Origin of the sequence: Cupriavidus sp. D39 (assembly GCF_026627925.1) — a bacterium.
Taxonomy (GTDB): domain Bacteria; phylum Pseudomonadota; class Gammaproteobacteria; order Burkholderiales; family Burkholderiaceae; genus Cupriavidus; species Cupriavidus ulmosensis.
On sequence record NZ_JAPNLE010000009.1, the window covers coordinates 3,947,316 to 3,971,400 of the forward strand.

Genomic DNA, 24,085 nt, shown 5'->3' on the forward strand with positions numbered 1-24,085 from the left:
CCATGGCTGGCCGCGCCGCCGTGGCTTGATTGCCGTTAACGTAAACGTCATATAATCAAGCTGCTGCGCCAGCGTCAGCCAGACCGCTCGCCTGTTCGATCCGAGCCGCCTCCAGAGCGGCAGCCATGGACGTCATGCGACCAGCCAGAACACCGAACATGGTGGAGACAAATGACCGATCTTTCCGATGTGCAGAAGGGCGCTCAACCCAGCGCTCCCCATCAGGCGCAGGGACCGAAAGGGCCCGTCAACAAGGTGCGCTTCGTCACCGCGGCCTCGCTGTTCGATGGCCATGACGCTTCCATCAACATCATGCGGCGCATCCTGCAGTCCTCTGGCTGCGAGGTGATCCATCTCGGGCATAACCGCTCGGTGGAAGAGGTGGTCAGCGCGGCCTTGCAGGAAGACGTGCAGGGCATTGCCATCTCCAGCTACCAGGGCGGCCACGTCGAGTACTTCAAGTACATGGTCGACCTGCTGCGCCAGCGCGGCGGCGAGCATATCCAGCTCTTCGGCGGCGGCGGCGGCGTGATCGTGCCGGACGAGATCCGCGAGTTGCAGGCCTACGGCGTGGCGCGGATCTTCAGCCCGGAAGACGGCCAGCGCCTGGGCCTGGCGGGCATGATCGCCGACATGGTGCAGCGCTGCGATATCGACCTGGCGCGCTATGCGCCCACCACGCTCGACGCGATGAAAGGCGGCGACCGCCGCGCGCTCGCGCAACTGATCACGGCGCTGGAAAACGGCAAGGCGGCTCCCGCGCTGGCTGACGCACTGCGCGCCGAGGCCGCCAAGATGAAGACGCCCGTGCTCGGCATCACGGGCACCGGCGGCGCGGGCAAGTCCTCGCTGACCGATGAGCTGATCCGCCGCATCCGGCTGGACCAGCGCGATGCGTTGTCCATCGCGGTGATCTCGATCGACCCGTCGCGCCGCAAGTCCGGCGGCGCGCTGCTGGGCGACCGCATCCGCATGAACGCGATCAACCATCCGAACATCTTCATGCGCTCGATGGCCACGCGCGAAGCCGGCTCCGAGATCTCACAGGCGTTGCCCGATGTGCTGGCCGCCTGCAAGGTGGGCGGCTTCGACCTGATCCTGGTGGAGACTTCGGGCATCGGCCAGGGCGATGCCGCCATCGTGCCGCACGTGGATTTGTCGCTCTATGTGATGACGCCCGAGTTCGGCGCCGCCAGCCAGCTCGAGAAAATCGACATGCTGGACTTCGCGGATTTCGTCGCCATCAACAAGTTCGACCGCAAGGGCGCGCAGGACGCCTGGCGCGACGTGGCCAAGCAGGTGCAGCGCAACCGCGAGCAGTGGCACGCCAAGCCCGAGGAGATGCCGGTGTACGGCACCCAGGCCTCGCGCTTCAACGACGACGGCGTGACGATGCTCTACCAGGGCTTGCGCGAGGCCCTTTGCGCGCGCGGCATGCATGCGCCGGCCGGCGTGCTGCCGCAGCTGAACGGGCGCACCTCCACCGGCCAGAACGTGATCGTGCCGCCGGCGCGCAACCGCTACCTGGCCGAGATTGCCGACACGGTACGCACTTATCATCGCCGCGTGGAAACGCAGAGCCGGCTGGCGCGCGAGCGCCAGCAACTGCGCGAGGCTCGGCGCATGCTGCTGGCCGCCTCCGGGCCGGAAGGCGAGGGCGAGGCGCTGCAGACACTCGCCACCGAACGCGACGCCGCGCTGGGCGCGCAGGAGCGCAAGCTGCTGGCGATGTGGCCGGAAATGCGCAAGGCCTACAGCGGCGACGAATACGTGGTGAAGATCCGCGACAAGGAAATTCGCACCACGCTCACCACCACCACCATGTCCGGCACCACGGTGCGCAAGGTGGTGCTGCCGCGCTTCGAGGACGAGGGCGAAGTGCTCAAGTGGCTGATGCGCGAGAACGTGCCAGGCAGCTTCCCCTACACCGCCGGCGTCTTTGCCTTCAAGCGCGAGAATGAAGACCCCACGCGCATGTTCGCCGGAGAGGGCGATGCCTTTCGCACCAATCGCCGCTTCAAGCTGGTCTCCGAAGGCATGGATGCCAAGCGCCTGTCCACCGCCTTCGACTCGGTCACGCTGTACGGCGAGGATCCGCACACGCGCCCGGACATCTACGGCAAGGTCGGCAACTCGGGCGTGTCGATCGCCACGCTGGACGACATGAAGGTGCTGTACGACGGCTTCGACCTCACCAGCCCGTCGACCTCGGTGTCGATGACCATCAACGGGCCCGCGCCCACCATCCTGGCGATGTTCATGAACACCGCCATCGACCAGCAGCTCGACAAGTTCCGCGCCGACAACAACCGCGAGCCCACCGCCGACGAGGAAGCCAAGATCCGCGCGTGGGTGCTGCAGAACGTGCGCGGCACGGTGCAGGCCGACATCCTCAAGGAGGACCAGGGCCAGAACACCTGCATCTTCTCCACCGAGTTCTCGCTCAAGGTGATGGGCGATATCCAGGCGTACTTCGTCCATCACCAGGTGCGCAATTTCTACTCGGTGTCGATCTCCGGTTATCACATCGCGGAGGCCGGAGCCAACCCGATCTCGCAGCTGGCGTTCACCTTGTCCAACGGCTTCACCTATGTGGAGGCGTATCTCGCGCGCGGCATGCATATCGACGACTTCGCGCCCAACCTGTCGTTCTTCTTCTCCAACGGCATGGACCCGGAGTACAGCGTGCTGGGCCGCGTGGCGCGACGCATCTGGGCGGTGACGCTGCGCGACAAATACGGCGCCAACGAGCGCAGCCAGAAGCTCAAGTACCACGTCCAGACTTCCGGCCGCTCGCTGCACGCGCAGGAGATCGACTTCAACGACATCCGCACTACGCTGCAGGCGCTGATCGCCATCTACGACAACTGCAATTCGCTGCACACCAACGCCTACGACGAAGCCATCACCACACCCACCGGCGAATCGGTGCGCCGCGCGCTGGCGATCCAGCTCATCATCAACCGCGAGTGGGGCGTGGCCAAGTGCGAGAACCCCAACCAGGGCAGCTTCCTGATCGACGAGCTGACCGACCTCGTGGAAGAGGCGGTGATGCAGGAGTTCGAGCGCATCGCCGAGCGTGGCGGCGTGCTCGGCGCGATGGAGACGGGCTACCAGCGCGGCAAGATCCAGGAAGAGTCGCTGTACTACGAGCAGCGCAAGCACGATGGCACGCTGCCCATCATCGGTGTCAATACCTTCCGCAATCCCAACGGCGACCCAACGCCGCAATCGCTCGAGCTGGCGCGTTCCAGCGAAGAGGAGAAGCAGGGGCAACTTGCGCGGCTGGCGGATTTCCACGCCCGCCATGCGGACGCCGCGCCGGCCATGCTGCAGCGGCTGCGCCAGGCCGTGATCGACAACGACAATGTGTTCGCGGTGCTGATGGATGCGGTGCGCGTGTGCTCGCTCGGGCAGGTGACGCATGCCCTGTTCGAGGTAGGAGGCCAGTACCGCCGCAATATGTGATCCGTCCGCCAGGGGCTGTCTGGCGCGAAGCCCCTGCGTTAAACTTGATGTTTGCGCCAGCCACCTCCCTTGCTGCCAGCGAAGATCAAGACCAAGACCAATCAGGAGTACCGTGTACGATCCCAACAATATCTTCGCCCGCATCCTGCGTGGCGAATTGCCTTGCAACAAGGTCTATGAAGACGCCGACACCGTCGCCTTCATGGACATCATGCCGCAGTCGGATGGCCACGTCCTGGTCGTGACCAAGGAACCCGCCGTCGAGCTGTTCGACCTGTCCGACGCCGGTGCAGAAGCCGCCATCCGCACCACCAAGCGCGTCGCTAGCGCGGTGCGCGCCGCCTTCTCGCCTGACGGCATCTCGATCGGCCAGTTCAACGGCGCCGCCGCCGGCCAGACCGTGCCGCATGTGCATTTCCATATCGTGCCGCGCTACGCCGAGCGCACCCTGCGCGGCCACGGCACCGACATGCAGGATCCGGAAATCCTCAGCCAGCACGCCGAGCGCATCATCGCCGCGCTGCGCGAAGCCTGATCAACACACCGCACCAGAATCAAGCAACCAGCAACAAGGAAGACAAGATGGGAATCAGGACAGTGGGCATCGTAGGCGCCGGCACCATGGGCAACGGCATCGCGCAAGCGTGCGCCGTGGTGGGCCTGGACGTGGTGATGGTGGACATCAGCGACGCAGCGGTGAACAAGGGCATCGCCACCGTCGGCAGCAGCCTGGATCGCCTGATCAAGAAAGACAAGATCAGCGAAGCCGACAAGCAAGCCGCACTCGCGCGCATCAAGGGCTCCACGTCCTATGACGCGCTCAAGGCCACCGACATCGTGATCGAAGCCGCTACCGAGAACTTCGACCTCAAGGTCAAGATCCTCAAGCAGATCGACAGCATCGTCGGCGACGACGTGATCGTCGCGTCCAACACCTCGTCGATCTCGATCACCAAGCTGGCTGCCGTTACCAGCCGCCCGGGCAACTTCATCGGCATGCACTTCTTCAACCCGGTGCCGATGATGGCCCTGGTGGAACTGATCCGCGGCCTCCAGACCAGCGACACCACGCACGCGCTGGTGGAAGAACTCTCCAAGGCACTCGGCAAGTACCCGATCACCGTAAAGAACAACCCGGGCTTCGTGGTGAACCGGATTCTCTGCCCGATGATCAATGAGGCGTTCTGCGTACTGGGCGAAGGCCTGGCGTCGCCGGAAGAAATCGACGAAGGCATGAAGCTGGGCTGCAACCATCCGATCGGGCCGCTGGCGCTGGCGGACATGATCGGGCTGGACACCATGCTGGCCGTGATGGAAGTGCTGTACACCGAGTTCGCCGACCCTAAGTATCGGCCGGCCATGTTGATGCGCGAGATGGTGGCGGCTGGCTATCTCGGCCGCAAGACCGGGCGTGGCGTGTACGTGTATAGCAAGTAAGCACGGCCCCGAATGGGTGAAGGAGGCTGGCGACGGGTGACCGTTGCTAGCCTTTTTTGTTTTCAGGCGGCAAACGGTGTGGGCGTGTGTAAGATCCTGGTCTCGGCGAACGCCCGCCCTCTCCCCGACCCCTCTCCCACACGTGGGAGAGGGGAGAAAACCAGCGGGAGAGTTGGGACATCGATTCGGTTCGGCCGTGATTTCCGCCAGTCAGGCGGGAATCACCCCAGCGCGATGCGAAGCGAGCCGTCAAGGTGTGCAGAGGCCGTATGGGGCGCCTCGGGATTTCACGAAAAGAGCGGAAAAGAGGGACCCATGTCTGAGTATCGCCTTAAGGCGATGCGAGTTTGGGTCCCGGCCGCTCTTTTCGTCGAATCCCGAGGGGGTGTCGCCTCCCCGAAGGGGAGGTGAAACTGCAGTTGCCTTTGACGTTAAGCAAGTTGCAGTTGAAGCTGATTTTGCAGTTCCAGTCAAAACCCCAAAACCTCACTCCCCATACTGCCTCAACCCCTCCAGATCCAACACCTCAATCACCCCATAATCCACCTTCACCAGCCCCTGCTGCTCCAGCACCTTCAGCGCCTGGTTGGCCCGCTGCCGCGAGATCCCCGCCAGCAGCCCGATCTCCTCCTGCGAAATCTCCAGCGTCTTCCCCAGCCCGGGGTACAGATGCTCATTGAAGAGCGAAGACACGGCGCGCGCCACCCGTGAATCGATATCGAGCAGCCGCTCATACTCAACGGCAGCAATGAACTGCCCCAGCCGCTCATTGAACTGCGTGAGCAAGAACCGGGTAAACGGCAAGCTGGTATCCAGCAACCACTGAAAAGTCTCGCGCGGCAGGAAGGCAATGCGCGAGCGCCGCAGCGCCATCACGTCATACTTGCGGATCTCGGCCTTGAGCACGGCGCCTTCGCCGAACCAGCCCCCCGTAGGCACACCGGTGAATGTGACCGACTTACCGGAAGGCGATACCGTAGTGATCTTGACGATCCCCTCCAGCACCCCCATCCAGTGCTCCGCCATATCGCCTTTATGGCAGACATAGTCGCCCTGGCTATATTCGCGCACGCACATGGCGCGGCGGACAATGTCGCGTTGTTCTTCGCTGAGGTCGGCTGCCCACACGCAGCGGTCGACGAAATCGTTGAGCATGACCTGGAGAACCTTCCCGTAGGGATTAACCCGGAATTGTCATCGGCGTGACAACCGGGGGAAATGGCATGGACTATCTTACGATCACCACGAACCGCGAATGCGCGCCAGGACAGGCGCGGCGGGCTTGTTGCATTGCGGCAGAAACGCCGCCGGGCAAAACAGGCCAAGTATAACCAGCGGCAGCAGGCTTGGCACCGGTGGCGGACCCCGCTTTCGGAGTGACAGGAGACATCCATGCAGGAACCGTCGGCGACGACCTTCCCGCGCTTGTTGCTTGCGCATGCGCAGCAGCGGCCGGAAAGCCCGGCTTACCGTGAGAAGGATCTCGGGATCTGGCAAACCTATAGCTGGGCGCAGACCGCGCAGGAGATGCGCGCGCTGGCGTGCGGCCTGGCTGCGCTGGGCTTTGCCCGCGCAATGAACCTGGCGGTGGTCGGCGACAACCGGCCGCGCCTGTACTGGGCCATGAGCGCGGCGCAGGCGATGGGCGGCGTGCCGGTGCCGCTTTACCAGGACGCGATCGCCGGCGAGATGATCTACGTGCTGAACGACGCCGAGATCGACTTCGCCATCGTGGAGGACCAGGAGCAGGTGGACAAGCTGCTGGAGGTGGAGGAGCAGCTTGCCGCGCAGGGCCGCAAGGTGCGCCACATCATCTATGAAGACCCGCGCGGGCTGCGCGACTACGATCATCCGGCGTTGATGTCTTACCAGCGCCTGCAGGAAATCGGCCGCGAATTCGATCGCGCCAATCCCGGCTACTTCGATGCGGCCGTTGCCGCCGGCGAGCCCGACGACACCGCCATCATCCTCTACACCTCTGGCACCACCGGCAAGCCCAAGGGCGTGTGCCATTCGCACCGCGGCCTGATCGGCGCGGCGCGCAACGGCTGCGCGTTCGATGGCCTCACCGCGAAGGACGATGTGCTGTCCTACCTGCCGATGGCATGGGTGGGCGACAACCTGTTCTCGTACGCGCAGGCCATGGTGGCGGGATTCACCGTGAACTGCCCGGAATCGCGCGAGACGGTCATGACCGACCTGCGCGAGATTGGCCCAACCTACTACTTCGCGCCGCCGCGCATCTATGAAAACCTGCTGACGCAGGTGATGATCCGCATGGAAGACGCGGGCTGGATCAAGCGCAAGCTTTTCCACTGGGCCATGGGCGTGGCGCGCCGCTGCGGCACCGACATTCTCGATGGCAACCCGGTGCCGCTGGCCGACCGGCTGCGCTACGCCGCGGGCGAAGTGCTGATCTTCGGGCCGCTGCGCAATGTGCTGGGCATGAGCCGCATCCGCGTGGGCTACACGGCGGGCGAGGCAATCGGCCCGGACCTGTTCCGCTTCTATCGCTCCATCGGCGTCAACCTCAAGCAGTTCTACGGCCAGACCGAAACCTGCGCCTATGTCTGCCTGCAGCCGGACGGCAAGGTCAAGTTCGATTCGGTCGGGCCCGCCGCGCCGGGCATGGAGATCCGCATTGCCGAGAACGGCGAGGTCCTGGTGCGTGGCGTGGGCTTGCTCAAGGCGTACTACAAGCGCGACGACGCCACCCGCGAGGCGATTAACGACCAAGGCTATTTCATGACCGGCGACGCCGGGGTGATCGATGCCGACGGCCACCTGAAGATCATCGATCGCGCCAAGGATGTGGGCAAGCTGTCCGACGGCGCCATGTTCGCGCCCAAGTACATCGAGAACAAGCTCAAGTTCTTTCCCTATATCAAGGAAGCGGTGGCGTTCGGCACCGGCCGCGACAGCGTCTGCGCGTTCATCAACATCGATTTCGATGCCGTGGGCAACTGGGCCGAGCGGCGCCACCTGGCCTATGCGGGCTACATCGACCCGGCGGCGCAGCCAGAGGTGATCGCCATGATCGGCGAGTGCGTCGAGCAGGTGAATGCGGACCTTGCCACCGATGCCATGCTGGCCGGTTCGCAGGTTTCGCGCTTCCTGATCCTGCACAAGGAACTCGATCCGGACGACGATGAGCTCACTCGCACGCGCAAGGTGCGGCGTGGCTATATCGCCGAGAAATACGCGTCGCTGATCGAGGCACTGTACACAGGCAAGACGGAGCAGTTCATCGAGACGCGCGTGAAGTTCGAGGACGGACGCGAAGGCAGCGTCTCGGCCACGTTGAAGCTGGTCGATGTAAAGCGCTTCGAGCCGGCCACTGCCGGTGCGAAGCGCGCAGCATGAGCAGGGGCGGGAGGATGACGCAAATGGCATGGCAAGGCGTGGAGCGCGGCGGCGATGGCCAGCCGGTGTGGAGCGGTGCGTCCGCGGCGGCAGGGGCAACAGCGCAGGCGCTCGGCGGGGTCCAGGCGGAACATGCGCAGGTGCGCAAGGCCGGGGACGTGATACTCGACCTGCAGAACATCTCGCTGGCTTTCGGCGGCGTGAAGGCGCTGACCGATATCTCCTTCGATGTGCGCGAGCATGAGATCCGCGCCATCATCGGGCCCAACGGCGCGGGCAAGAGCTCGATGCTCAATGTGATCAACGGGGTTTACCACCCGCAGCAGGGCCGCATCGTATTTCGCGGCGAGGAACGGCGCAGGATGCATCCCACCGCCGCGGCGCGCCAGGGCATCGCGCGCACCTTCCAGAACATCGCGTTGTTCAAGGGCATGACTGTGCTCGACAACATCATGACCGGGCGCAACACCAGGTTCCGCAGCGGCCTGCTGGCCAATGCGCTGTGGTGGGGCCCGGCGCGCAACGAGGAAATGCAGCACCGGCGCAAGGTCGAGGAGGTGATCGATTTCCTCGAGATCCAGGCTATCCGCAAGACGCCGGTAGGGCGCCTGCCCTACGGCCTGCAAAAGCGCGTGGAACTGGCGCGCGCGCTGGCGGCCGAGCCCTCGATGCTGCTGCTCGACGAACCGATGGCGGGCATGAACGTGGAAGAGAAGCAGGACATGTGCCGCTTCATCCTGGACGTGAACCACCAGTTCGGCACCACCATCGTGCTGATCGAGCACGACATGGGCGTGGTGATGGATATCTCCGATCGCGTGGTGGTGCTGGACTACGGCAAGAAGATCGGCGATGGCACGCCCGAGGCGGTGAAGGCCAACCCGGACGTGATTCGCGCCTACCTCGGCGCGGGCCATTGATGCCGATGCACACGCAACGCACGGAACGAGACAAGGAAAACCATGACGTTCTTCTTTGAAATCCTGATCGGCGGCTTATTGTCGGGGTTGATGTATTCGCTGGTGGCGCTGGGGTTCGTGCTGATCTACAAGGCATCGGGCGTGTTCAACTTCGCGCAGGGCGCGATGGTGTACTTTGCCGCGCTGGCGGTGGTGGGGCTGATGGACAAGGGCCTGCCGATGTGGGCGGCCGTGATCGGCGCGTTTGGCGTGATGGTGGTGGTGGGCATCAGCACCGAACGCCTGGTGCTGCGCAAGCTGGTCAACCAGCCGCCCATCACGCTGTTCATGGCCACCATCGGGCTGTCGTTTTTCCTCGAAGGGCTGGGGCCGCTGCTGTTCGGCAATGAAGTGCGCCCGATCAACCTCGGCATCGTCGACGAGCCCATTGAAGCCATCCTGACGCGCTTCAATATCGTGGTGTCCAAGTTCGACCTCGCAGCGGCGGGCATCGCCGGCATCCTGGTGGGCACGCTGGCGCTGTTCTTCCAGTACACCAAGGTGGGCCGCGCATTGCGCGCTGTGGCGGACGATCACCAGGCGGCGCTGTCGCTGGGGATTCCTCTGCAGCATATCTGGGCCATCGTGTGGGGCGTGGCGGGCTTTGTCGCGCTGGTGGCGGGCATGCTGTGGGGCTCGCGCAATGGCGTGCAGTTTGCGCTGACACTGACTGCATTGAAGGCGCTGCCGGTGCTGATCCTGGGCGGCTTTACCTCGGTGCCCGGCGCCATCGTCGGCGGGCTGATCATCGGCGCCTCGGAGAAGCTGGCCGAGATCTATATCCCGCCCGTGTTCCAGTCCGCGTTCGGCGGCAACTTCGGTGGCATCGAAGGCTGGTTCCCCTATGTGTTTGCGCTGTTGTTCCTGCTGGTGCGGCCCGAAGGGCTGTTCGGTGAGAAACACATCGATCGTGTCTGACCGGCCCTCGCCACAGGAGAGAAAACATGTTCTACCGTGAATCCGGCCAGTTCAAGACCACCTACGTCGCCGACAGCCAGATCTTCCCCATCCGCCAGGACCGCATCGGCTTTGCGGTGCTGATGGCGGTGGCCTTCGTGGCGATTCCGCTGCTGGGTTCGGAGTACTGGTTCTCGGCCATCCTGATCCCGTTCCTGATCTTCGCGCTGGCCGCGCTCGGGCTCAATATCCTCACGGGCTACGCGGGGCAGCTTTCGCTCGGCACGGCGGCCTTCATGGCGGTGGGCGCTTACGCGGCCTACAACTTCCAGCTGCGCATCGAAGGCCTGCCGGTGCTGCTGACCTTTATCCTCGCCGGCTTGTCGGCGGCGCTGGTGGGCGTGGCGTTCGGCCTGCCGTCGCTGCGCATCAAGGGCTTCTACCTTGCGGTGGCGACGCTGGCCGCGCAGTTCTTCGTGGTGTGGGCGCTGACCAAGTTTCCCTGGTTCTCCAACAACAGCTCATCGGGCGTGATCACCGCGCAGCAGTTGAACCTGTTTGGCATCGCCATCGATACGCCGGTGAAGAAGTACCTCTTCGTACTGATGCTGGTCACGGTGCTGGCCATCGTGGCCAAGAACCTGGTGCGCTCCTCCACCGGGCGCGCCTGGATGTCGGTGCGCGACATGGACGTGGCGGCGGAGGTGATCGGCATTCCGCTGATGCGCACCAAGCTGCTGGCCTTTGCCGTCAGCTCGTTCTACTGCGGCGTGGCGGGCGCGCTCTATGCGTTCTGCTACCTGGGCTCGGTCGAGCCGGACGGCTTCTCGCTCGATCTTTCCTTCCGCGTGCTGTTCATGATCATCATCGGCGGCGTGGGCAGCATCCTCGGCTCGTTCCTGGGCGCGGCCTTCATCCTGCTGCTGCCGATCTTCCTGGACATCGCGCTGCCGCCGCTGGCCGCGCTGCTGCACCTGCCCTTTACCAACGCCGCCGTGTCGCATATCCAGCTGATGGTGTTCGGCGGGCTGATCATCTTCTTCCTGGTGGTGGAGCCGCATGGGCTGGCGCGGCTGTGGCAGATCGCCAAGGAAAAGCTGCGGTTGTGGCCATTCCCCCATTGAATCTCATTGCATCGACGCTTTTTAGGCCGGACCAAGACAAACGGGTATTCCATAACAAACACACCTGCCAAGGTGAAGGAGACTGTCATGACCACCCTGATTCGCAATCTGCAGCGCATTGCCCTGGCGGTGGGCGCGTCGGCCGCGCTGCTGGCGCCGCTGGCGGTGCAGGCGCAAAGCGGCGAGCAGTTCGTCGCGCTGCCTAGCTATCGCGTCGGCCCTTATGGCGCCAACGGACAGTCCTTTTATGGCGGCTTCGTCGACTACCTGAACTACGTCAACATCAAGGAAGGTGGCGTGAACGGCGTCAAGCTGTCGTGGGAAGAGTGCGAGACCGAGTACAACAACGCCAAGGGCGTGGAGTGCTACGAGCGGCTCAAGGGCAAGAGCGCCGCCAGCAAGGGCACCGCGTATCACACCATGTCGACCGGCATCTCCTACGCGCTGGTGGACAAGACCGCGGCCGACAAGGTGCCGCTGGTGATGATGGGCTATGGCCGCACCGATGCGGTAGACGGTTCGGTCTTCCCCTATGCCTTCCCGCTGGTCACCACCTACCAGATGCAGGTCTCGGCCATCGTCAAGTTCCTGGCGGGCAAGAACGGCGGCTCGCTGGTCGGCAAGAAGATCGTCTACCTGTACCACGACTCCGCCTATGGCAAGGAGCCGATCGTGGCGCTGGAAGCCGAAGCCAAGCTCGGCAAGTTCAACCTGGTCGAGATCCCGGTGGCGCATCCCGGCAACGAGCAGGGCGCGCAGTGGCTGAAGATCCGCCAGGAGAATCCTGACTATGTGATCTTCTGGGGCTGGGGCGTGATGAACCAGACCGCGCTCAAGGCCGCGCAAAAGGTGGGCTTCGCGCGCGACAAGATGATCGGCTCGTGGTGGGCAGGTTCGGAAGAAGACACGGTACCCGCCGGCGAGGCCGCCAAGGGCTATATGAGCGCGACATGGAACGTGGCGGGCAAGGGTGTGCCGCTGATCGCCGATATCGACAAGGTGGTCTACGGCGCCGGCAAGGGCAATATGCAGGACCGCAACAAGGTCGGCTCGGTGCTCTACAACCGTGGCGTGTCCGCGGCCGTGGTGACGGTGGAAGCGATCCGCGTGGCGCAGGCCAAGTACGGCAAGGGCAAGGTCATGAGCGGCGAAGACATGCGCTGGGCCTTCGAGAACCTGAACGTGAACAACGCCCGCCTGCAGCAACTCGGCGCCACCGGCCTGCTGCCGGAGATCAAGACCAGCTGCGACAACCATGAAGGCTCGGGCAAGGTGAAGATCCAGCAGTGGGACGGCACCAAGTGGGTCGTGGTGTCGGACTGGATCGAAGGCAACAAGAACCTGATCCATCCGCTGTTCAAGGCGAGTGCCGCGCAGTTCGCGAAAGAGAAGGGCATCACGCCTGTGTGCATGAAGTCTTGATCGGGCGAGAGAGATCAGCAGGCGTTGCAAGATGCTGATTGTTTGCGCCCCTCTCCCGCATGCGGGGGAGGGGAGAAGGATGCGGCGACGCCTCGGGGCGCTCCCGCAGGCTTAGAACCACCAACCGAGCCGCACCATGAGCCTGTTGTCCGTCAACAATATCGAAGTCATCTACGACCACGTCATCCTGGTGCTCAAGGGCGTTTCGCTCGACGTGCCGGAGGGGCGGATCGTGGCGCTGCTGGGCGCCAACGGCGCGGGCAAGACCACCACGCTCAAGGCCATCTCCAACCTGCTGCACGCCGAGCGCGGCGATGTCACCAAGGGCTCGATCGAGTACCGCGGCAACCGGGTCGACCGGCTCACGCCCAATGATTTGGTCAAGCGCGGCGTGATCCAGGTGATGGAGGGGCGGCATTGCTTCGCCCACCTGACGCTGGAGGAGAACCTGCTCACCGGCGCTTATACGCGCGGCTTGTCGCGCAGCGAAACACGCGATGCGCTGGAGCGCATCTACGAATACTTCCCGCGCCTGAAGACGCGCCGCAAGTCGCAGGCGGGCTACACCTCCGGCGGCGAGCAGCAGATGTGCGCGATCGGCCGGGCCATGATGGCCAAGCCCAGCATGATCCTGCTCGATGAGCCATCGATGGGGCTGGCGCCGCAGATCGTGGAAGAGATTTTCGAGATCGTGCGCGACCTGAACCAGCGCGAGAAGGTCAGCTTCCTGCTGGCGGAGCAGAACACCATGGTGGCGCTGCGCTATGCGGACTACGGCTACATCCTGGAGAACGGCCGCGTGGTGATGGATGGCGCGGCCGAGGCGCTGCGCACGAATGAGGATGTGAAGGAGTTCTACCTGGGCGTCGCCGCCAATGATGGAGAGGGCGGTGGGCGAAGCTCTTTCCGCGACGTAAAAAGTTATCGCCGCCGCAAGCGCTGGCTCGCCTGACAGGAGCCCTCGGCTGCACGCGATGCCCCACGCGATGCCTCACGCGTTTCATCACGCGACTTCCCCTACGCGAACTACGCACCATGTCTGAATACTTCGATTCGCTTGAAACGCGCGCTCCGGCCGTCCGCTTGCAGGCTTTGCTGGACGCGTTGTCGCGCCAGGTTGCGCATGCCAAGGCGCATGCGCCTTATTTTGCGGAGGTGCTGCGCGACGTTGACCCGCGCGCGCTGGACTCACGCGCCGCGCTGGCGGCGCTGCCGGTAACGCGCAAGTCCGAGCTGACGGCGCGGCAAAGGACGATGCCGCCGCTGGGCGGGCTGAATGCGACGCCGCCCGGCGGCCTGCGCCATATCTTCCAGTCGCCCGGCCCGATCTTTGAGCCCGACGGGCATGGCGCCGACTGGTGGCGGATCGCGCGCGCGATGTTCGCGGCGGGCTTCCGCTCGGGCGACCTGGTCTACAACACCTTCTCCTATCACTTCACGCCGGCCGGCATGATGATGGAAACCGGCGCCCATCGGCTTGGCTGCTGCGTGTTTCCGGCGGGCGTGGGGCAGACCGAATCGCAGGTGCAGGCAATGGCTAGCCTGCAGCCGGCGGCCTACGCCGGCACGCCATCCTTTCTCAAGCTGCTGCTGGAAAAAGGCGACGAGCTCGGCTCGCCCTGCCGGGGCCTGAGCAAGGCGCTGGTGTCAGGCGAGGCATTGCCGCCTTCGCTGCGCGCCTGGTTCACCGAGCGCGGCATCCGCGTGCAGCAGATGTACGGCAGCGCTGACGTGGGCCTGATCGCCTACGAGACGCAGGGCGGCGATGGCTGGGTGGTGGACGAGAATGTGCTGGTGGAGATCGTCGAGCCGGGCGGCACGCAACCGATGCCTGACGGCGAGACCGGTGAGGTGGTGGTGACGGTGCTGGGCAATGGCGACTATCTGCTGATCCGCTTCGGCACGGGCGACCTGTCGGCGTTCGTTGCCGGTTGCGATCAGCGCGCCAGCCCGTGCGGGCGCACCAACCAGCGGCTCAAGGGCTGGCTGGGACGCGCCGACCAGACCACCAAGGTCAAGGGCATGTTCGTGCATCCCGGGCAGGTGGGCGAGGTGGTGCGGCGCCATCCCGAGGTGCGCGCGGCGCGCCTGGTGGTGACGGGCAGCGTGGGCGCCGACGTGATGACCCTGCACTGCGATGCCACGCGGGACGATGCGGGGCTGGCGCAGGCCATCGGCGAATCGCTGCGCGAGGTGATGCGCCTGCGCGGCGAGGTGCGCTTCGTGGCGGCGGGTTCGCTGCCGCAGGATGGCAAGGTGATCGAGGACGCGCGGCGTTACGACTGAGTGCGATCGCGGCCAGGGGCGGGGCCGCATGGCCGCCGGCGGGCCGCGTCGGCAGCCACAGCAGCCATGCGCTGACGGCCCGCTGCCGGCGGCTGCGGACCGCGCTAGGCGCGGGCGTAGCGGATGGCAACGCGCTCAGACCGCGAGTCCCAGGCGGGCGCGCGCGTCGTTGTACTCGGCCTTCATGCGCGCCACGATTTCGCCCGCGGTGGGGATGTCGTGGATCTGGCCCACGCCCTGGCCGGCGCCCCAGACGTCCTTCCATGCCTTGGCCTTGGAGGCGCCGCTGGAGAAGTCCATCTTGGTCTTGTCGGCCTGCGGCAGGTTGGCGGGATCTAGCCCCGAGGCTTCGATGCTCTCGCGGATGTAGTTGCCGTGCACCCCGGTAGAACAGGTTGGTGTAGATGATGTCGGCCGCGGCGGAGGTGGTGATCGACTGCTTGTAGGACTCGCTGGCATGCGCTTCCTGCGAGGCGATGAAGCGGGTGCCCACGTAGGCGAAGTCCGCGCCCATGGCCTGCGCGGCCAGCACGGATTCGCCGGTGGCGATGGAGCCTGACAGCGCGATCACGCCGTCGAAGATCTTGCGCACTTCGCCCACCAGCGCGAACGGCGACAGCGTGCCGGCATGGCCGCCGGCGCCGGCCGCCACCAGGATCAGGCCATCCACGCCGGCCTCGATCGCCTTCTCGGCGTGGCGGATGCTGATCACATCGTGCAGCACGATGCCGCCATAGCTGTGCACCGCGTCGATCATCTCCTTGGGCGGCGCGCGCAGCGAGGTGATGAAGATGGGTACCTTGTGGTCCACGCAGACCTTGATGTCGTGCTCCAGGCGCACATTGGAGTTGTGCACGATCTGGTTGACCGCGATCGGGCCGACCGGCTTGCCCGGGTTGGCGGCGCGGAAAGCGGCCAGGTTTTCTTCCATCTGCGTGAGCCAGTCGCCCAGCATCTCGGCGGGGCGCGCGTTCAGCGCGGGGAAGGAACCGACGATGCCCGCCTTGCACTGCGCCAGCACCAGCTCGGGGTAGCTGACGATGAACATCGGGGAGGAAATCACGGGCAGCGCCAGGTTTTGCAGGACCTGGGGCAATTGTTTGGCGGCGGGCATGGCGTCTCCTGGACCACGGTTGGGCGCCGGTGGCACCCTGGATATGAACGATCGTTCGATTATAGGGAGTTTCGGCTGGCGGGCGTTAGAAGGGGCTGTCTACCTGGGCTATTGCCGGGGCAACCTGCCGGGGCAACCTGCGGGGACAACCTTTGAGCCCAATCTACGCCGGAACGCGCGCCGGCTGCAAGTAACATGGCGGCATGCACTTCGTCGCCGGCCCTGCCACAAAACGGCCGGCTGCCGCGTCTTGTCTCAACCACCGGACCCTTCCAGCTCCAGTCATGCGTTCCAGCACCTTGCCCGCCGATGCGGATGTCTTCGCCACATTGCGTGCGCGCCTGTTTTCGATCGCCTACCGCATGCTCGGCACCCGGGCGGACGCCGAGGACGTGCTCCAGGATGCCTGGCTGCGCTGGGACCGCGCGGACCACGCCGCGCTGGCGTCGGCCGAGGCCTGGTTGGTGACCGTGGTCACGCGGCTGGCCATCGACCGGCTGCGCGCGGCCAAGACCGAGCGCGAAGCCTACGTGGGGTGGTGGCTGCCCGAGCCGCTGGTGGAACTGGACGAGCGTACGCCGGAGGCCGCGGCCGAGATGGCGAGCGAGCTGTCGGTCGCATTCCTGTGGGTGCTGGAGCGCTTGTCCGCCGACGAGCGCGCGGCCTTCCTGCTGCGGCAGGTGTTCGATCACGACTACGCCGAGATCGCGGCGCTGCTCGGCAAGAGCGAGGCCGCCTGCCGGCAGATGGTGCACCGGGCCTCCGAGCGGGTGCAGCAGGAGCGCCCGCGCTTTGACGTGCCCAAAGACACGCATCGGCGCTTGCTGGAAACCTTCATGCAGGCCGTGCGCAGCGGCGAGATGGACGCTATCAAGGCGGTGCTGGCCGACGACGTGCAGATTATCGGCGATGGCGGCGGCAAGGTGACTTCGTTCGTCAAGGTGGTGCATGGCGCGGACAACATCGCCAGGCTGTACGGCCATTTGGCCCAGCGCTATGGCGACGCGCAGGTTTACCGTCTCGCCTGGATCAACGGCGAGCCGGGATTGCTGCGCTACGTGGGCGGGCAGCTTGAGTCGGCGCAGGCTTTCCTCATCGACGGCGAGCGCATTGCCGCGATCTACTCGGTGCGCAATCCGGACAAGCTGGCGGGCGTTCCTCCACTTTCTTGACGCGCGCTGTCACAAACGCCTGGGCCCCCGCGTCTTGAATGCATGGGGGCCGCAAGGGGCGGCCTTCGCAACGCAAGCGACCTCACGGGATCTCACCAGATTTCACGAGCTCGCACCGAAAGGCCCAGCCATGACCCACACCGTCCGTCTCCCGTACTTCCAGCTTGCCCCCAAGTCCTTCAAGGCATTGCTCGACCTGTCCGCCACCGTCCAGAACGGCTTGCTCGGCAAGCGGCTTGTCGACCTGGTTTTCCTGCGCGTGTCGCAGGTCAACGGCTGCGGCTTCTGCATCGACATGCACTGGCGCGACCTGATCCGGCAGGAGGTGGATCCGCGCCATCTCAACGCCGTCGCCGGCTGGCGCGAAGCGCCGTTCTTCAGCGAGCGCGAGCGCGCCGCATTGCGCTGGGCGGAGATCGTCGCAGCCACGCCGCACAGCGATGCGAGCGACGCGGAGTTTGCCGCTTTGCGCGTGCACTTTTCCGATGAAGAGGTCGCCGAGCTTGGCTTTGCCATTGTCACGATCAACGCGTGGAACCTGCTCAACGTAAGCTTGCGCAACCCGATCCCGGAAAAGGCGTAACCGCCGTCAGGGCAAAAAACCCCGCTACGCCGCGGGGCAACTACCACGAAGACTGATAGGAAGAGGCGGGAGGGCACCTGCCAATGCCGCATCCGCACAGCGGACTATAGGCGGCGTTTATGACGGACTGAAGACGCTCGCGTGAAGACGGGATGACGGCAGCAATCCTGCGATATGGCCGGTTTGCTCCCCACTGGTGAGAGAGGGTCCGGGGGAGAGGGCGGGCGCTCGTTGCGGCGTCGTGCCGGACAACACCACGGGCTTCGCTTCAAGTGGCTCCTAGCTAAGCCACCCCTCTCCCCGGCCCTCTCCCCTGAGGGGAGAGGGAGAAACAGCCGTCGTCATGGCGCGCGGCTTTGGCCCCTTGGTTGTCAGATCTTTTCCAGCAGCAGGCCCTTGAGGTACTCGCCTTCGGGGAAGGCGGCCAGCATCGGGTGATCGGTGCCGGCCGAGAGGCGGCGCAGGATGCGCGCGTCGGCGCGGGCATCGGTCGCCGCGCCCGCCACGATCTTCTGGAACAGCTCCATGCTGATGGCGCCGGAGCACGAGTAGGTGAACAGAAGGCCGCCCGGGCGCAGCAACTGCAGGCCGACCAGGTTGATCTCCTTGTACGCGCGCGCGGCACGGTCGATGTGCTGGGCCGAGGGCGCGAACTTGGGCGGGTCCAGCACGATCAGGTCGAACTGGCGGCCGTCGGCGCGGAACTGGCGCAGCGACTTGAACACATCGGCGTCGAGCCAGGTCGCCCGCTCGGGGTCGAAGCCGTTGAGGGTGACGTTGCCCGCGGCGGTCTTGAGCGCTTCGCCGGAGGAGTCGATCGAGGTCACCGAGGTGGCGCCGCCGCGCAGCGCCGCCAGCGAGAAGCCGCCGGTGTAGCAAAAGCAGTTGAGCACTTCGCGCCCGTTGGCCAGATCGCCCACCAGCTTGCGGTTGTCGCGCTGGTCGACGTAGAAGCCGGTCTTGTGGCCACTCTTCACGTCCACGTAGTAGCGCACGCCGTGCTCGGTCACGTTGAGCTCAGGATCGGGCTCCGCGCCGGCCAGCACGCCGGTCACCAGCGGCAGGCCTTCGCGCTCGCGCACGGCGGCGTCGGAGCGCTCGTACACGTTGGGGCAGCCGGTTTCCTTGACCAGCGCCTGCACCAGCGCATCCTTCCAGGCTTCGACCCCGGCCGCGTTGAACTGGCACACCAGCTGGCCGTCGGCGCCGCTGCCGTAGTAGTCCACGATCAGGCCCGGCAGGCGGTCGGATTCACCGAAGACCAGGCGCACGGCGTCGCTGTCTTTCACCCACTGCTTGCGATGCGCGAGGGCGGCGGACACGCGCCGCTTGAACATGGCGTGATCGACCGGCTCGTTCTCGTCGAAACTCCACACCCGCACGCGAATCTGGGAGGAGGGGCTGTACGCCCCGCGCGCCAGGAAGCGGCCGTCGGCGGCGCGCACGATCACGGTGCTGCCGGACTCGCAGCGGCCTTCGACGGTATCCACGCCGGTGGCGTAGACCCAGGGGTGGCGGCGCAGCAGGGATTTTCCTTGCCGGGCTTGAGGGTGATGGTGTTCATGGGTCTTTATTTCGGACGCCAAACGAAGGCGAGCAGATGCGCCAGTGCCGTTTGAAGTGCCTGATTGTTTTAACTCCCTCTCCCCTCAGGGGGAGAGGGGCGGGGAGAGGGGTGGCTTAGCCAGGAGCTACGGCGAGCGGAGCCAACGGTTTTGTCCAGCACGGCGGCATTGGATGCGCCCGCCCTCTCCCCCAACCCTCTCCCGCCGTGCGGGAGAGGGGAGCCAGGCATGGCAGGGCATGACCGGATGGTGGCAAGCCCGGTGCAATCCTGGCCTGTCACACTGTTTTCTACCGCCTACAGCACCACCTTCACCATCGGGTGCGACGTCAGCGCGCGGTACAGCTCGTCGAGCTGCTCGCGGCTGGTGACCCATACCGTGACGGTCAGGCCGAGGTAGTTGCCCTTGGCTGAAGGACGCATCTCCATCTTGCCGGCGTGGAAGTCGGGGTCGAACCCCTGCACCAGCGTCACGATGGCCTCGGCAAAGCCATCCTGCATGCTGCCCATCACCTTGATGGGGAAATGGCTGGGATACTCGATCAGCGACTCGGCCGGCGGGATGTCGCCCGGCTTGCCCTGGTCGGAATTGTCGGCGCTCATTTCAAGGCCCTCCTTACTTGCGCTTGAACCACAGGCGGATGGTATCCCACAGGCGGCCGAAGAAGCCTGCCTCGGGCACGTCTTGCAGCGCCACCACCGGGAACTCGGCTACCTTGGTGGCGCCGTCCATCAGCTTGACCGTGCCGACCTGCTGGCCGGCGGCGATCGGGGCCAGCAGCAGTTCCTGGCGCTCCAGCACCGGCTTGATGCGCCCGCCCGTGCCCTTGGGCACGGTGATGTAGGTCTCGTCCTTGACGCCGATCTTGACGGTGGATTCCTTGCCCTTGTAGATCTCGGGCGTAGCCAGCACCTGGCCGCGGTCGTACAGGCGCAGCGTGTCGAAGAACTGGAAGCCGTAGTTCAGGATCTTCAGGCTTTCCTGTGTGCGGACCGCTTCGGTGGTGGTGCCGATCACGATCGAGACCAGGCGGCGCGAACCGTTAGGCACATTGGCCAGCGGACGCTTGGCCGACGAGATCAGGCAGTAGCCGGCCGACTTGGTATGGCCGGTCTTGACGCCGTCGACCGTCGGGTCGATGTAGAGCAGGCGGTTGCGGTTGGGCTGGCGGATCTTGTTGTAGGTGAAGTCCTTCTGCGAGTACATGCTGTAGTACTCGGGGAAGTCCTTGATGATCCGCGTGGTCAGCGTGGCCAGGTCCATGGCCGTGGTGTAGTGGTTCGGGTCGGGGATGCCGTCGGTGTTGGTGAAGTGGGTGTTCTTCATCCCCAGTTGCTGCGCCTCGCGATTCATCATCGCCACGAAGCCTTCCTCCGAGCCGCCGACCGCTTCGGCCAGCGCCAGCGCCGCGTCATTGCCCGATTGCACGATCAGGCCCAGCAGCAGGTCGCGCACGCTCACCGGCTTGTTGGCTTCCAGGAACATGCGCGACTCGTCGCTCTTGACCTTGAGGATGACCGTGGTCGGCACCACGGTCTGGTCGATTGTGAGACGCTTTTCCTTGATTGCGGCGAACGCCAGGTACGCGGTCATCAGCTTGGTCAGCGAAGCCGGCTCGATGCGCACATCGGCGTTCTGCGAAGCCAGGGCCTGGCCGCTGGTGACGTCGTACAGCATCCAGGACTTGGCCGCCACCTGCGGCATCGGCACACCCTGGGCGCGCACGGGAGCCGGGGCAAGCACCACGGCGGCGCCGACGATGGCGGCGGTGACCAGGGCGGACGTGTTGGCGGACGCGAAAAGCGGCGTGGCTCTATTCAACATGATTCAGTTTCCGACAAAAAAGGGGCAGGGAGTGCTTCCGGTGACATGGCGGGGCGGCGCGCCGCCCCGTCACTGGTCCCACGCATTGACGACGAGTTGCTTGATCAGGTGCAGCTTGCGATGAAAGAAGTGGTCGGCGCCGGGGATCACGATCACCGGCAGTTCCTGCGGGCGGGCCCAGTCGAACACGCTTGCCAGCGGCACGGTGTCGTCCTGCTCGCCGTGGATGACGATGGTGTCGGCCGGCACGTGGGCGACTTCCCAGCGGCTGGCGGCGGTGCCCACCATGGCCAGGCGCTGCACAGGCGTGCCGGCCTCGGCCAGGCGCCGGGCGACGTGGCTGGCCACGAAGCTGCCAAACGAGAAGCCGGCCAGCGCCAGCGGCAGCGTGGCGGCATCCGGCGACCAAGTGGACTGGGTGCGCATCCAGTCGATGACGGCCAGCAGGTCATCCTGCTCGCCCACGCCGTTGTCATGGCTGCCGGCGCTGCCGCCGACGCCGCGGAAGTTCGGGCGCACGGTGGCGTAGCCAAGCTGCACGAAACTGCGTGCCAGCGTCTGCGCCACCTTGTTGTCCTTGGTGCCACCGAACAGCGGGTGCGGGTGGGCCACCAGCGCGAGGCCGCGCGGGAAGCCGGCCTGGGGCAGGTCGACCGAAACGTCGATGGCGCCGACTGGGCCGGCGACGGTAAGTACCTGGGTATGCGCGTTCATGGAAACAGGAAGCAGGGTGACTGGCTCTGGCGCCGTGGCGCCCGGGTTTCAGTGATTCAGCGTTTCAGCCGAGGCTGGCGGCTGAGGTCAATCAGTGATCGACCATCAGGCGTTCGACCGGCTTGCCGCCCACCAGATGGCTCTCGATGATCTCGTCGATGTCCTGCTCGTCGACGAAGGTGTACCAGACGGCCTCGGGATAGACCACCAGCACCGGGCCGAGTTCACAACGGTTCAGGCAGCCGGCCTTGTTGATGCGCACGCGGCCTTCGCCGCCGGAGATGCCAAGCGCCTTGCAGCGTTTCTTGGCGTATTCCTGCATGGCCTGCGCGTTATGCGCGCCGCAGCAGGCGCCGCCGTCCTCGCGCTGGTTGAGGCAGAAGAAAACGTGGTGCTGGTAATGGCTGCGCATGCGTGATGGGCGTATCGGCGGCGGCAACGCAGGAGGCAAAGAGTGCCCGGGGCGCGCGCCGGCCGCCAGGAATGGGTGGAAGGGCTGAATTATACGGCGTCATGGGGGGCGGTTCGACGCTTTGGCAACGCGCTTCGAAGCCGCGCGTGCTGCGCCGCGGCCGCGGGTGGCGTAGCGCGCACCCACGCCGGCCAGATCGTCCGGATCTCCGGACGGCCGTTTTCCGGGATTCCGGAAAATCGGAGTGAACGGTCGTCCGTTTTGCCAGCTTCCTTTTGAAATCAGTGACTTGGCGGCGCCGGCCGGCCTGGCACGGCGGTTGCGATGCTTAAGGCAGACACGCTCCATTTGCAGGGCGCGCGAACCTGCCGCTGCTGCGGCGGCGGGCACGGTCAAATACCGAGGACGACATCATGAGGAAACCCTTTTACAAGATCCTGTACGTGCAGGTGCTGTTCGCCATCGCGGTGGGCATCGTGCTCGGGCATTTCTGGCCCGCTACGGGCGTAGCCATGAAGCCGCTGGGCGATGGCTTCATCAAACTGATCAAGATGATCATCGGTCCGATCATCTTCTGTACCGTGGTGTCCGGCATCGCCGGCATGCGCGACATGAAGAAGGTGGGCCGGGTCGGCGGCAAGGCGCTGCTGTACTTCGAGGTGATCTCCACCTTCGCGCTGTTGATCGGCCTGCTGTCCGCGCACCTGCTCAAGCCGGGCGTGGGCTTCAACATCGATCCGGCCACGCTCGACACCAAGGCGATCTCGCAATATGTGACGCAGGCGCATGGCCAGAGCACGGTCGAGTTCTTCATGCACATCATCCCGGACACGATGGTCAGCGCGTTCGCCAACGGCGACATCCTGCAGATCCTGCTGATCTCGCTGTTCTTCGGCTCGGCGCTGGCGGCCATGGGTGAGCGCTCGAAGATCGTGTTCGACTTCGTCGAGCAGGTTTCCAAGGTGTTCTTCCACATCGTTCACGTGATCACCCGGGTGGCACCGCTGGGCGCGTTCGGCGCGATGGCCTTTACCATCGGCAAGTACGGCCTGGGCTCGCTGGTGCCGCTGCTCAAGCTGATCGGCACCTTCTACTTCACCGCGATCGTCTTCGTGGTGGTGGTGCTGGGCACGGTAGCGCGCCTGACGGGCTTCAACATCTTCCGCTTCATTTCCTACATCAAGGAAGAGCTGCTGATCGTGCTGGGCACCAGTTCGTCGGAGGCGGCGCTGCCGCACCTGATGGAAAAGCTGGAAAAACTGGGCTGCTCCAAATCGGTGGTGGGGCTGGTGGTGCCCACGGGCTACTCCTTCAACCTCGATGGCACCAACATCTACATGACCATGGCGGTGCTCTTCATCGCCCAGGCCACCGGCATCGAGCTCACGCTGCTGCAGCAGCTCACCGTCCTGGGCGTGGCGATGATCACCTCCAAGGGCGCCAGCGGCGTGACCGGTTCCGGCTTCATCACGCTGGCCGCCACGCTGGCGGTGGTGCCGGACATTCCGGTGGCCGGCATGGTGCTGATCCTCGGCATCGACCGCTTCATGAGCGAGTGCCGTGCGCTGACCAATATCATCGGCAACGGCGTGGCGACGGTGGTGATGTCGGCGTGGGAGCATGAACTCGACCGCGCGCAGCTTGACCGCATGCTGCGCCGTGGCGGCGATGAAACGGCCGAACTTGCCGAAGCCGGCACCGGCGTCCGCTGAGGTCCCGGCCTCCGGAGCGGCGGCGCCAGCCGG

Annotated in this window: 19 protein-coding genes and 2 pseudogenes; 13 read left to right on the forward strand and 8 right to left on the reverse strand. The window is 65.1% G+C overall.

All coding sequences use genetic code 11. The features are described from left to right. The first annotated feature begins 171 nt into the window (after positions 1-171). From icmF to OMK73_RS30510, 3 genes are all read left to right on the forward strand, one after another. Positions 172-3,468, forward strand: coding sequence for a fused isobutyryl-CoA mutase/GTPase IcmF (icmF, locus tag OMK73_RS30500; protein WP_267605308.1), 3,297 nt, complete (start codon positions 172-174; stop codon positions 3,466-3,468). Between the two features lie 100 nt (positions 3,469-3,568). Further along, positions 3,569-4,003 carry an HIT family protein gene (locus OMK73_RS30505; protein ID WP_400091486.1) on the forward strand — a complete coding sequence of 145 codons (435 nt, stop codon included), beginning with the start codon at positions 3,569-3,571 and terminating at the stop codon, positions 4,001-4,003. Between the two features lie 47 nt (positions 4,004-4,050). After that, the gene (locus OMK73_RS30510) at positions 4,051-4,905 is read left to right on the forward strand and encodes a 3-hydroxybutyryl-CoA dehydrogenase (protein ID WP_267605310.1); all 855 of its coding nucleotides are present in this window, start codon (positions 4,051-4,053) and stop codon (positions 4,903-4,905) included. Positions 4,906-5,391: 486 nt separating this feature from the next. On the opposite strand, the gene OMK73_RS30515 is transcribed toward OMK73_RS30510, so the two are convergent. Further along, on the reverse strand, positions 5,392-6,060 hold the full coding sequence (locus OMK73_RS30515; protein ID WP_267605311.1) for a Crp/Fnr family transcriptional regulator: 669 nt from the start codon (positions 6,058-6,060) through the stop codon (positions 5,392-5,394). Between the two features lie 237 nt (positions 6,061-6,297). On the opposite strand from OMK73_RS30515, the gene OMK73_RS30520 reads away from it, so the two are divergent. The 7 genes from OMK73_RS30520 (at position 6,298) to OMK73_RS30550 (ending at position 14,956) form a co-directional block, all read left to right on the forward strand. Continuing rightward, entirely contained in the window at positions 6,298-8,268 is a 1,971-nt protein-coding gene (locus OMK73_RS30520; RefSeq protein ID WP_267605312.1) for an AMP-dependent synthetase/ligase, read from the forward strand. Positions 8,269-8,282: 14 nt separating this feature from the next. Further along, positions 8,283-9,188, forward strand: a complete 906-nt coding sequence (locus OMK73_RS30525; RefSeq protein WP_267605313.1) for an ABC transporter ATP-binding protein — start codon at positions 8,283-8,285, stop codon at positions 9,186-9,188. 42 nt (positions 9,189-9,230) lie between these two features. Further along, on the forward strand, positions 9,231-10,145 hold the full coding sequence (locus tag OMK73_RS30530; protein WP_006160142.1) for a branched-chain amino acid ABC transporter permease: 915 nt from the start codon (positions 9,231-9,233) through the stop codon (positions 10,143-10,145). Between the two features lie 26 nt (positions 10,146-10,171). Further along, positions 10,172-11,248: a branched-chain amino acid ABC transporter permease gene (locus OMK73_RS30535; RefSeq protein ID WP_267605314.1), complete on the forward strand. Its 1,077-nt coding sequence runs from the start codon at positions 10,172-10,174 to the stop codon at positions 11,246-11,248. 87 nt (positions 11,249-11,335) lie between these two features. Next, a complete protein-coding gene (locus OMK73_RS30540; protein WP_267605315.1) occupies positions 11,336-12,670 on the forward strand; it encodes an ABC transporter substrate-binding protein in 1,335 nt (444 codons plus the stop codon). A 136-nt stretch (positions 12,671-12,806) separates the two neighbouring features. After that, positions 12,807-13,622: an ABC transporter ATP-binding protein gene (locus OMK73_RS30545; RefSeq protein ID WP_267605316.1), complete on the forward strand. Its 816-nt coding sequence runs from the start codon at positions 12,807-12,809 to the stop codon at positions 13,620-13,622. Positions 13,623-13,705: 83 nt separating this feature from the next. Beyond that, complete coding sequence (locus OMK73_RS30550) at positions 13,706-14,956, forward strand: phenylacetate--CoA ligase family protein (RefSeq protein ID WP_267605317.1); 1,251 nt, start codon at positions 13,706-13,708, stop codon at positions 14,954-14,956. Positions 14,957-15,091: 135 nt separating this feature from the next. Here the strand turns inward: OMK73_RS30550 and OMK73_RS39450 are convergent, their stop codons facing one another. Both OMK73_RS39450 and OMK73_RS30555 read right to left on the reverse strand, forming a co-directional pair. Next, positions 15,092-15,337 (reverse strand): hypothetical protein, encoded by a 246-nt coding sequence (locus OMK73_RS39450; RefSeq protein WP_420715698.1) that lies wholly within the window; start codon positions 15,335-15,337, stop codon positions 15,092-15,094. After that, positions 15,333-16,070, reverse strand: a pseudogene (locus OMK73_RS30555) (NAD(P)H-dependent flavin oxidoreductase); the annotation flags it as partial. The pseudogene OMK73_RS30555 and the gene OMK73_RS39450, both read right to left, overlap by 5 nt. Positions 16,071-16,354: 284 nt before the next feature. Here OMK73_RS30555 and sigJ point away from each other — a divergent pair. Together sigJ and OMK73_RS30565 are read left to right on the forward strand one after the other, a co-directional pair. Then, the gene (gene sigJ, locus OMK73_RS30560) at positions 16,355-17,242 is read left to right on the forward strand and encodes an RNA polymerase sigma factor SigJ (RefSeq protein ID WP_267605318.1); all 888 of its coding nucleotides are present in this window, start codon (positions 16,355-16,357) and stop codon (positions 17,240-17,242) included. A gap of 130 nt (positions 17,243-17,372) precedes the next feature. After that, on the forward strand, positions 17,373-17,825 hold the full coding sequence (locus OMK73_RS30565) for a carboxymuconolactone decarboxylase family protein (protein WP_267605319.1): 453 nt from the start codon (positions 17,373-17,375) through the stop codon (positions 17,823-17,825). Between the two features lie 371 nt (positions 17,826-18,196). Here OMK73_RS30565 and OMK73_RS30570 read toward each other — a convergent pair. The 5 genes and pseudogenes from OMK73_RS30570 to OMK73_RS30590 all read right to left on the reverse strand — a co-directional run bounded on the left by OMK73_RS30570 (position 18,197) and on the right by OMK73_RS30590 (position 22,340). Then, positions 18,197-19,389 (reverse strand): annotated as a pseudogene (locus tag OMK73_RS30570) (class I SAM-dependent rRNA methyltransferase). Between the two features lie 297 nt (positions 19,390-19,686). Then, entirely contained in the window at positions 19,687-19,992 is a 306-nt protein-coding gene (locus OMK73_RS30575; RefSeq protein ID WP_183032022.1) for a YbeD family protein, read from the reverse strand. A 13-nt stretch (positions 19,993-20,005) separates the two neighbouring features. Beyond that, positions 20,006-21,214: a D-alanyl-D-alanine carboxypeptidase family protein gene (locus tag OMK73_RS30580; protein ID WP_267605320.1), complete on the reverse strand. Its 1,209-nt coding sequence runs from the start codon at positions 21,212-21,214 to the stop codon at positions 20,006-20,008. Positions 21,215-21,283: 69 nt separating this feature from the next. Beyond that, the gene (locus OMK73_RS30585) at positions 21,284-21,928 is read right to left on the reverse strand and encodes an alpha/beta hydrolase (protein ID WP_267605321.1); all 645 of its coding nucleotides are present in this window, start codon (positions 21,926-21,928) and stop codon (positions 21,284-21,286) included. Positions 21,929-22,019: 91 nt separating this feature from the next. Beyond that, complete coding sequence (locus OMK73_RS30590) at positions 22,020-22,340, reverse strand: (2Fe-2S) ferredoxin domain-containing protein (RefSeq protein ID WP_267605322.1); 321 nt, start codon at positions 22,338-22,340, stop codon at positions 22,020-22,022. Between the two features lie 410 nt (positions 22,341-22,750). Between OMK73_RS30590 and OMK73_RS30595 the strand changes: the two genes are divergently transcribed. Further along, positions 22,751-24,052: a dicarboxylate/amino acid:cation symporter gene (locus tag OMK73_RS30595; RefSeq protein ID WP_318231632.1), complete on the forward strand. Its 1,302-nt coding sequence runs from the start codon at positions 22,751-22,753 to the stop codon at positions 24,050-24,052. Positions 24,053-24,085: the final 33 nt, after the last annotated feature.

Bases quoted from the DNA above. Each gene is read 5' to 3' on its own strand.
- OMK73_RS30590 (WP_267605322.1), bottom strand. From the start codon at position 22,340: ATGCGCAGCCATTACCAGCACCACGTTTTCTTCTGCCTCAACCAGCGC.
- OMK73_RS30530 (WP_006160142.1), top strand. From the start codon at position 9,231: ATGACGTTCTTCTTTGAAATCCTGATCGGCGGCTTATTGTCGGGGTTG.
- OMK73_RS30510 (WP_267605310.1), top strand. From the start codon at position 4,051: ATGGGAATCAGGACAGTGGGCATCGTAGGCGCCGGCACCATGGGCAAC.
- OMK73_RS30585 (WP_267605321.1), bottom strand. From the start codon at position 21,928: ATGAACGCGCATACCCAGGTACTTACCGTCGCCGGCCCAGTCGGCGCC.
- OMK73_RS30515 (WP_267605311.1), bottom strand. From the start codon at position 6,060: ATGCTCAACGATTTCGTCGACCGCTGCGTGTGGGCAGCCGACCTCAGC.
- icmF (WP_267605308.1), top strand. From the start codon at position 172: ATGACCGATCTTTCCGATGTGCAGAAGGGCGCTCAACCCAGCGCTCCC.
- OMK73_RS30535 (WP_267605314.1), top strand. From the start codon at position 10,172: ATGTTCTACCGTGAATCCGGCCAGTTCAAGACCACCTACGTCGCCGAC.
- OMK73_RS30575 (WP_183032022.1), bottom strand. From the start codon at position 19,992: ATGAGCGCCGACAATTCCGACCAGGGCAAGCCGGGCGACATCCCGCCG.
- OMK73_RS30520 (WP_267605312.1), top strand. From the start codon at position 6,298: ATGCAGGAACCGTCGGCGACGACCTTCCCGCGCTTGTTGCTTGCGCAT.
- OMK73_RS30550 (WP_267605317.1), top strand. From the start codon at position 13,706: ATGTCTGAATACTTCGATTCGCTTGAAACGCGCGCTCCGGCCGTCCGC.
- OMK73_RS30545 (WP_267605316.1), top strand. From the start codon at position 12,807: ATGAGCCTGTTGTCCGTCAACAATATCGAAGTCATCTACGACCACGTC.
- OMK73_RS30565 (WP_267605319.1), top strand. From the start codon at position 17,373: ATGACCCACACCGTCCGTCTCCCGTACTTCCAGCTTGCCCCCAAGTCC.
- OMK73_RS30540 (WP_267605315.1), top strand. From the start codon at position 11,336: ATGACCACCCTGATTCGCAATCTGCAGCGCATTGCCCTGGCGGTGGGC.
- OMK73_RS30525 (WP_267605313.1), top strand. From the start codon at position 8,283: ATGACGCAAATGGCATGGCAAGGCGTGGAGCGCGGCGGCGATGGCCAG.
- OMK73_RS30580 (WP_267605320.1), bottom strand. From the start codon at position 21,214: ATGTTGAATAGAGCCACGCCGCTTTTCGCGTCCGCCAACACGTCCGCC.
- sigJ (WP_267605318.1), top strand. From the start codon at position 16,355: ATGCGTTCCAGCACCTTGCCCGCCGATGCGGATGTCTTCGCCACATTG.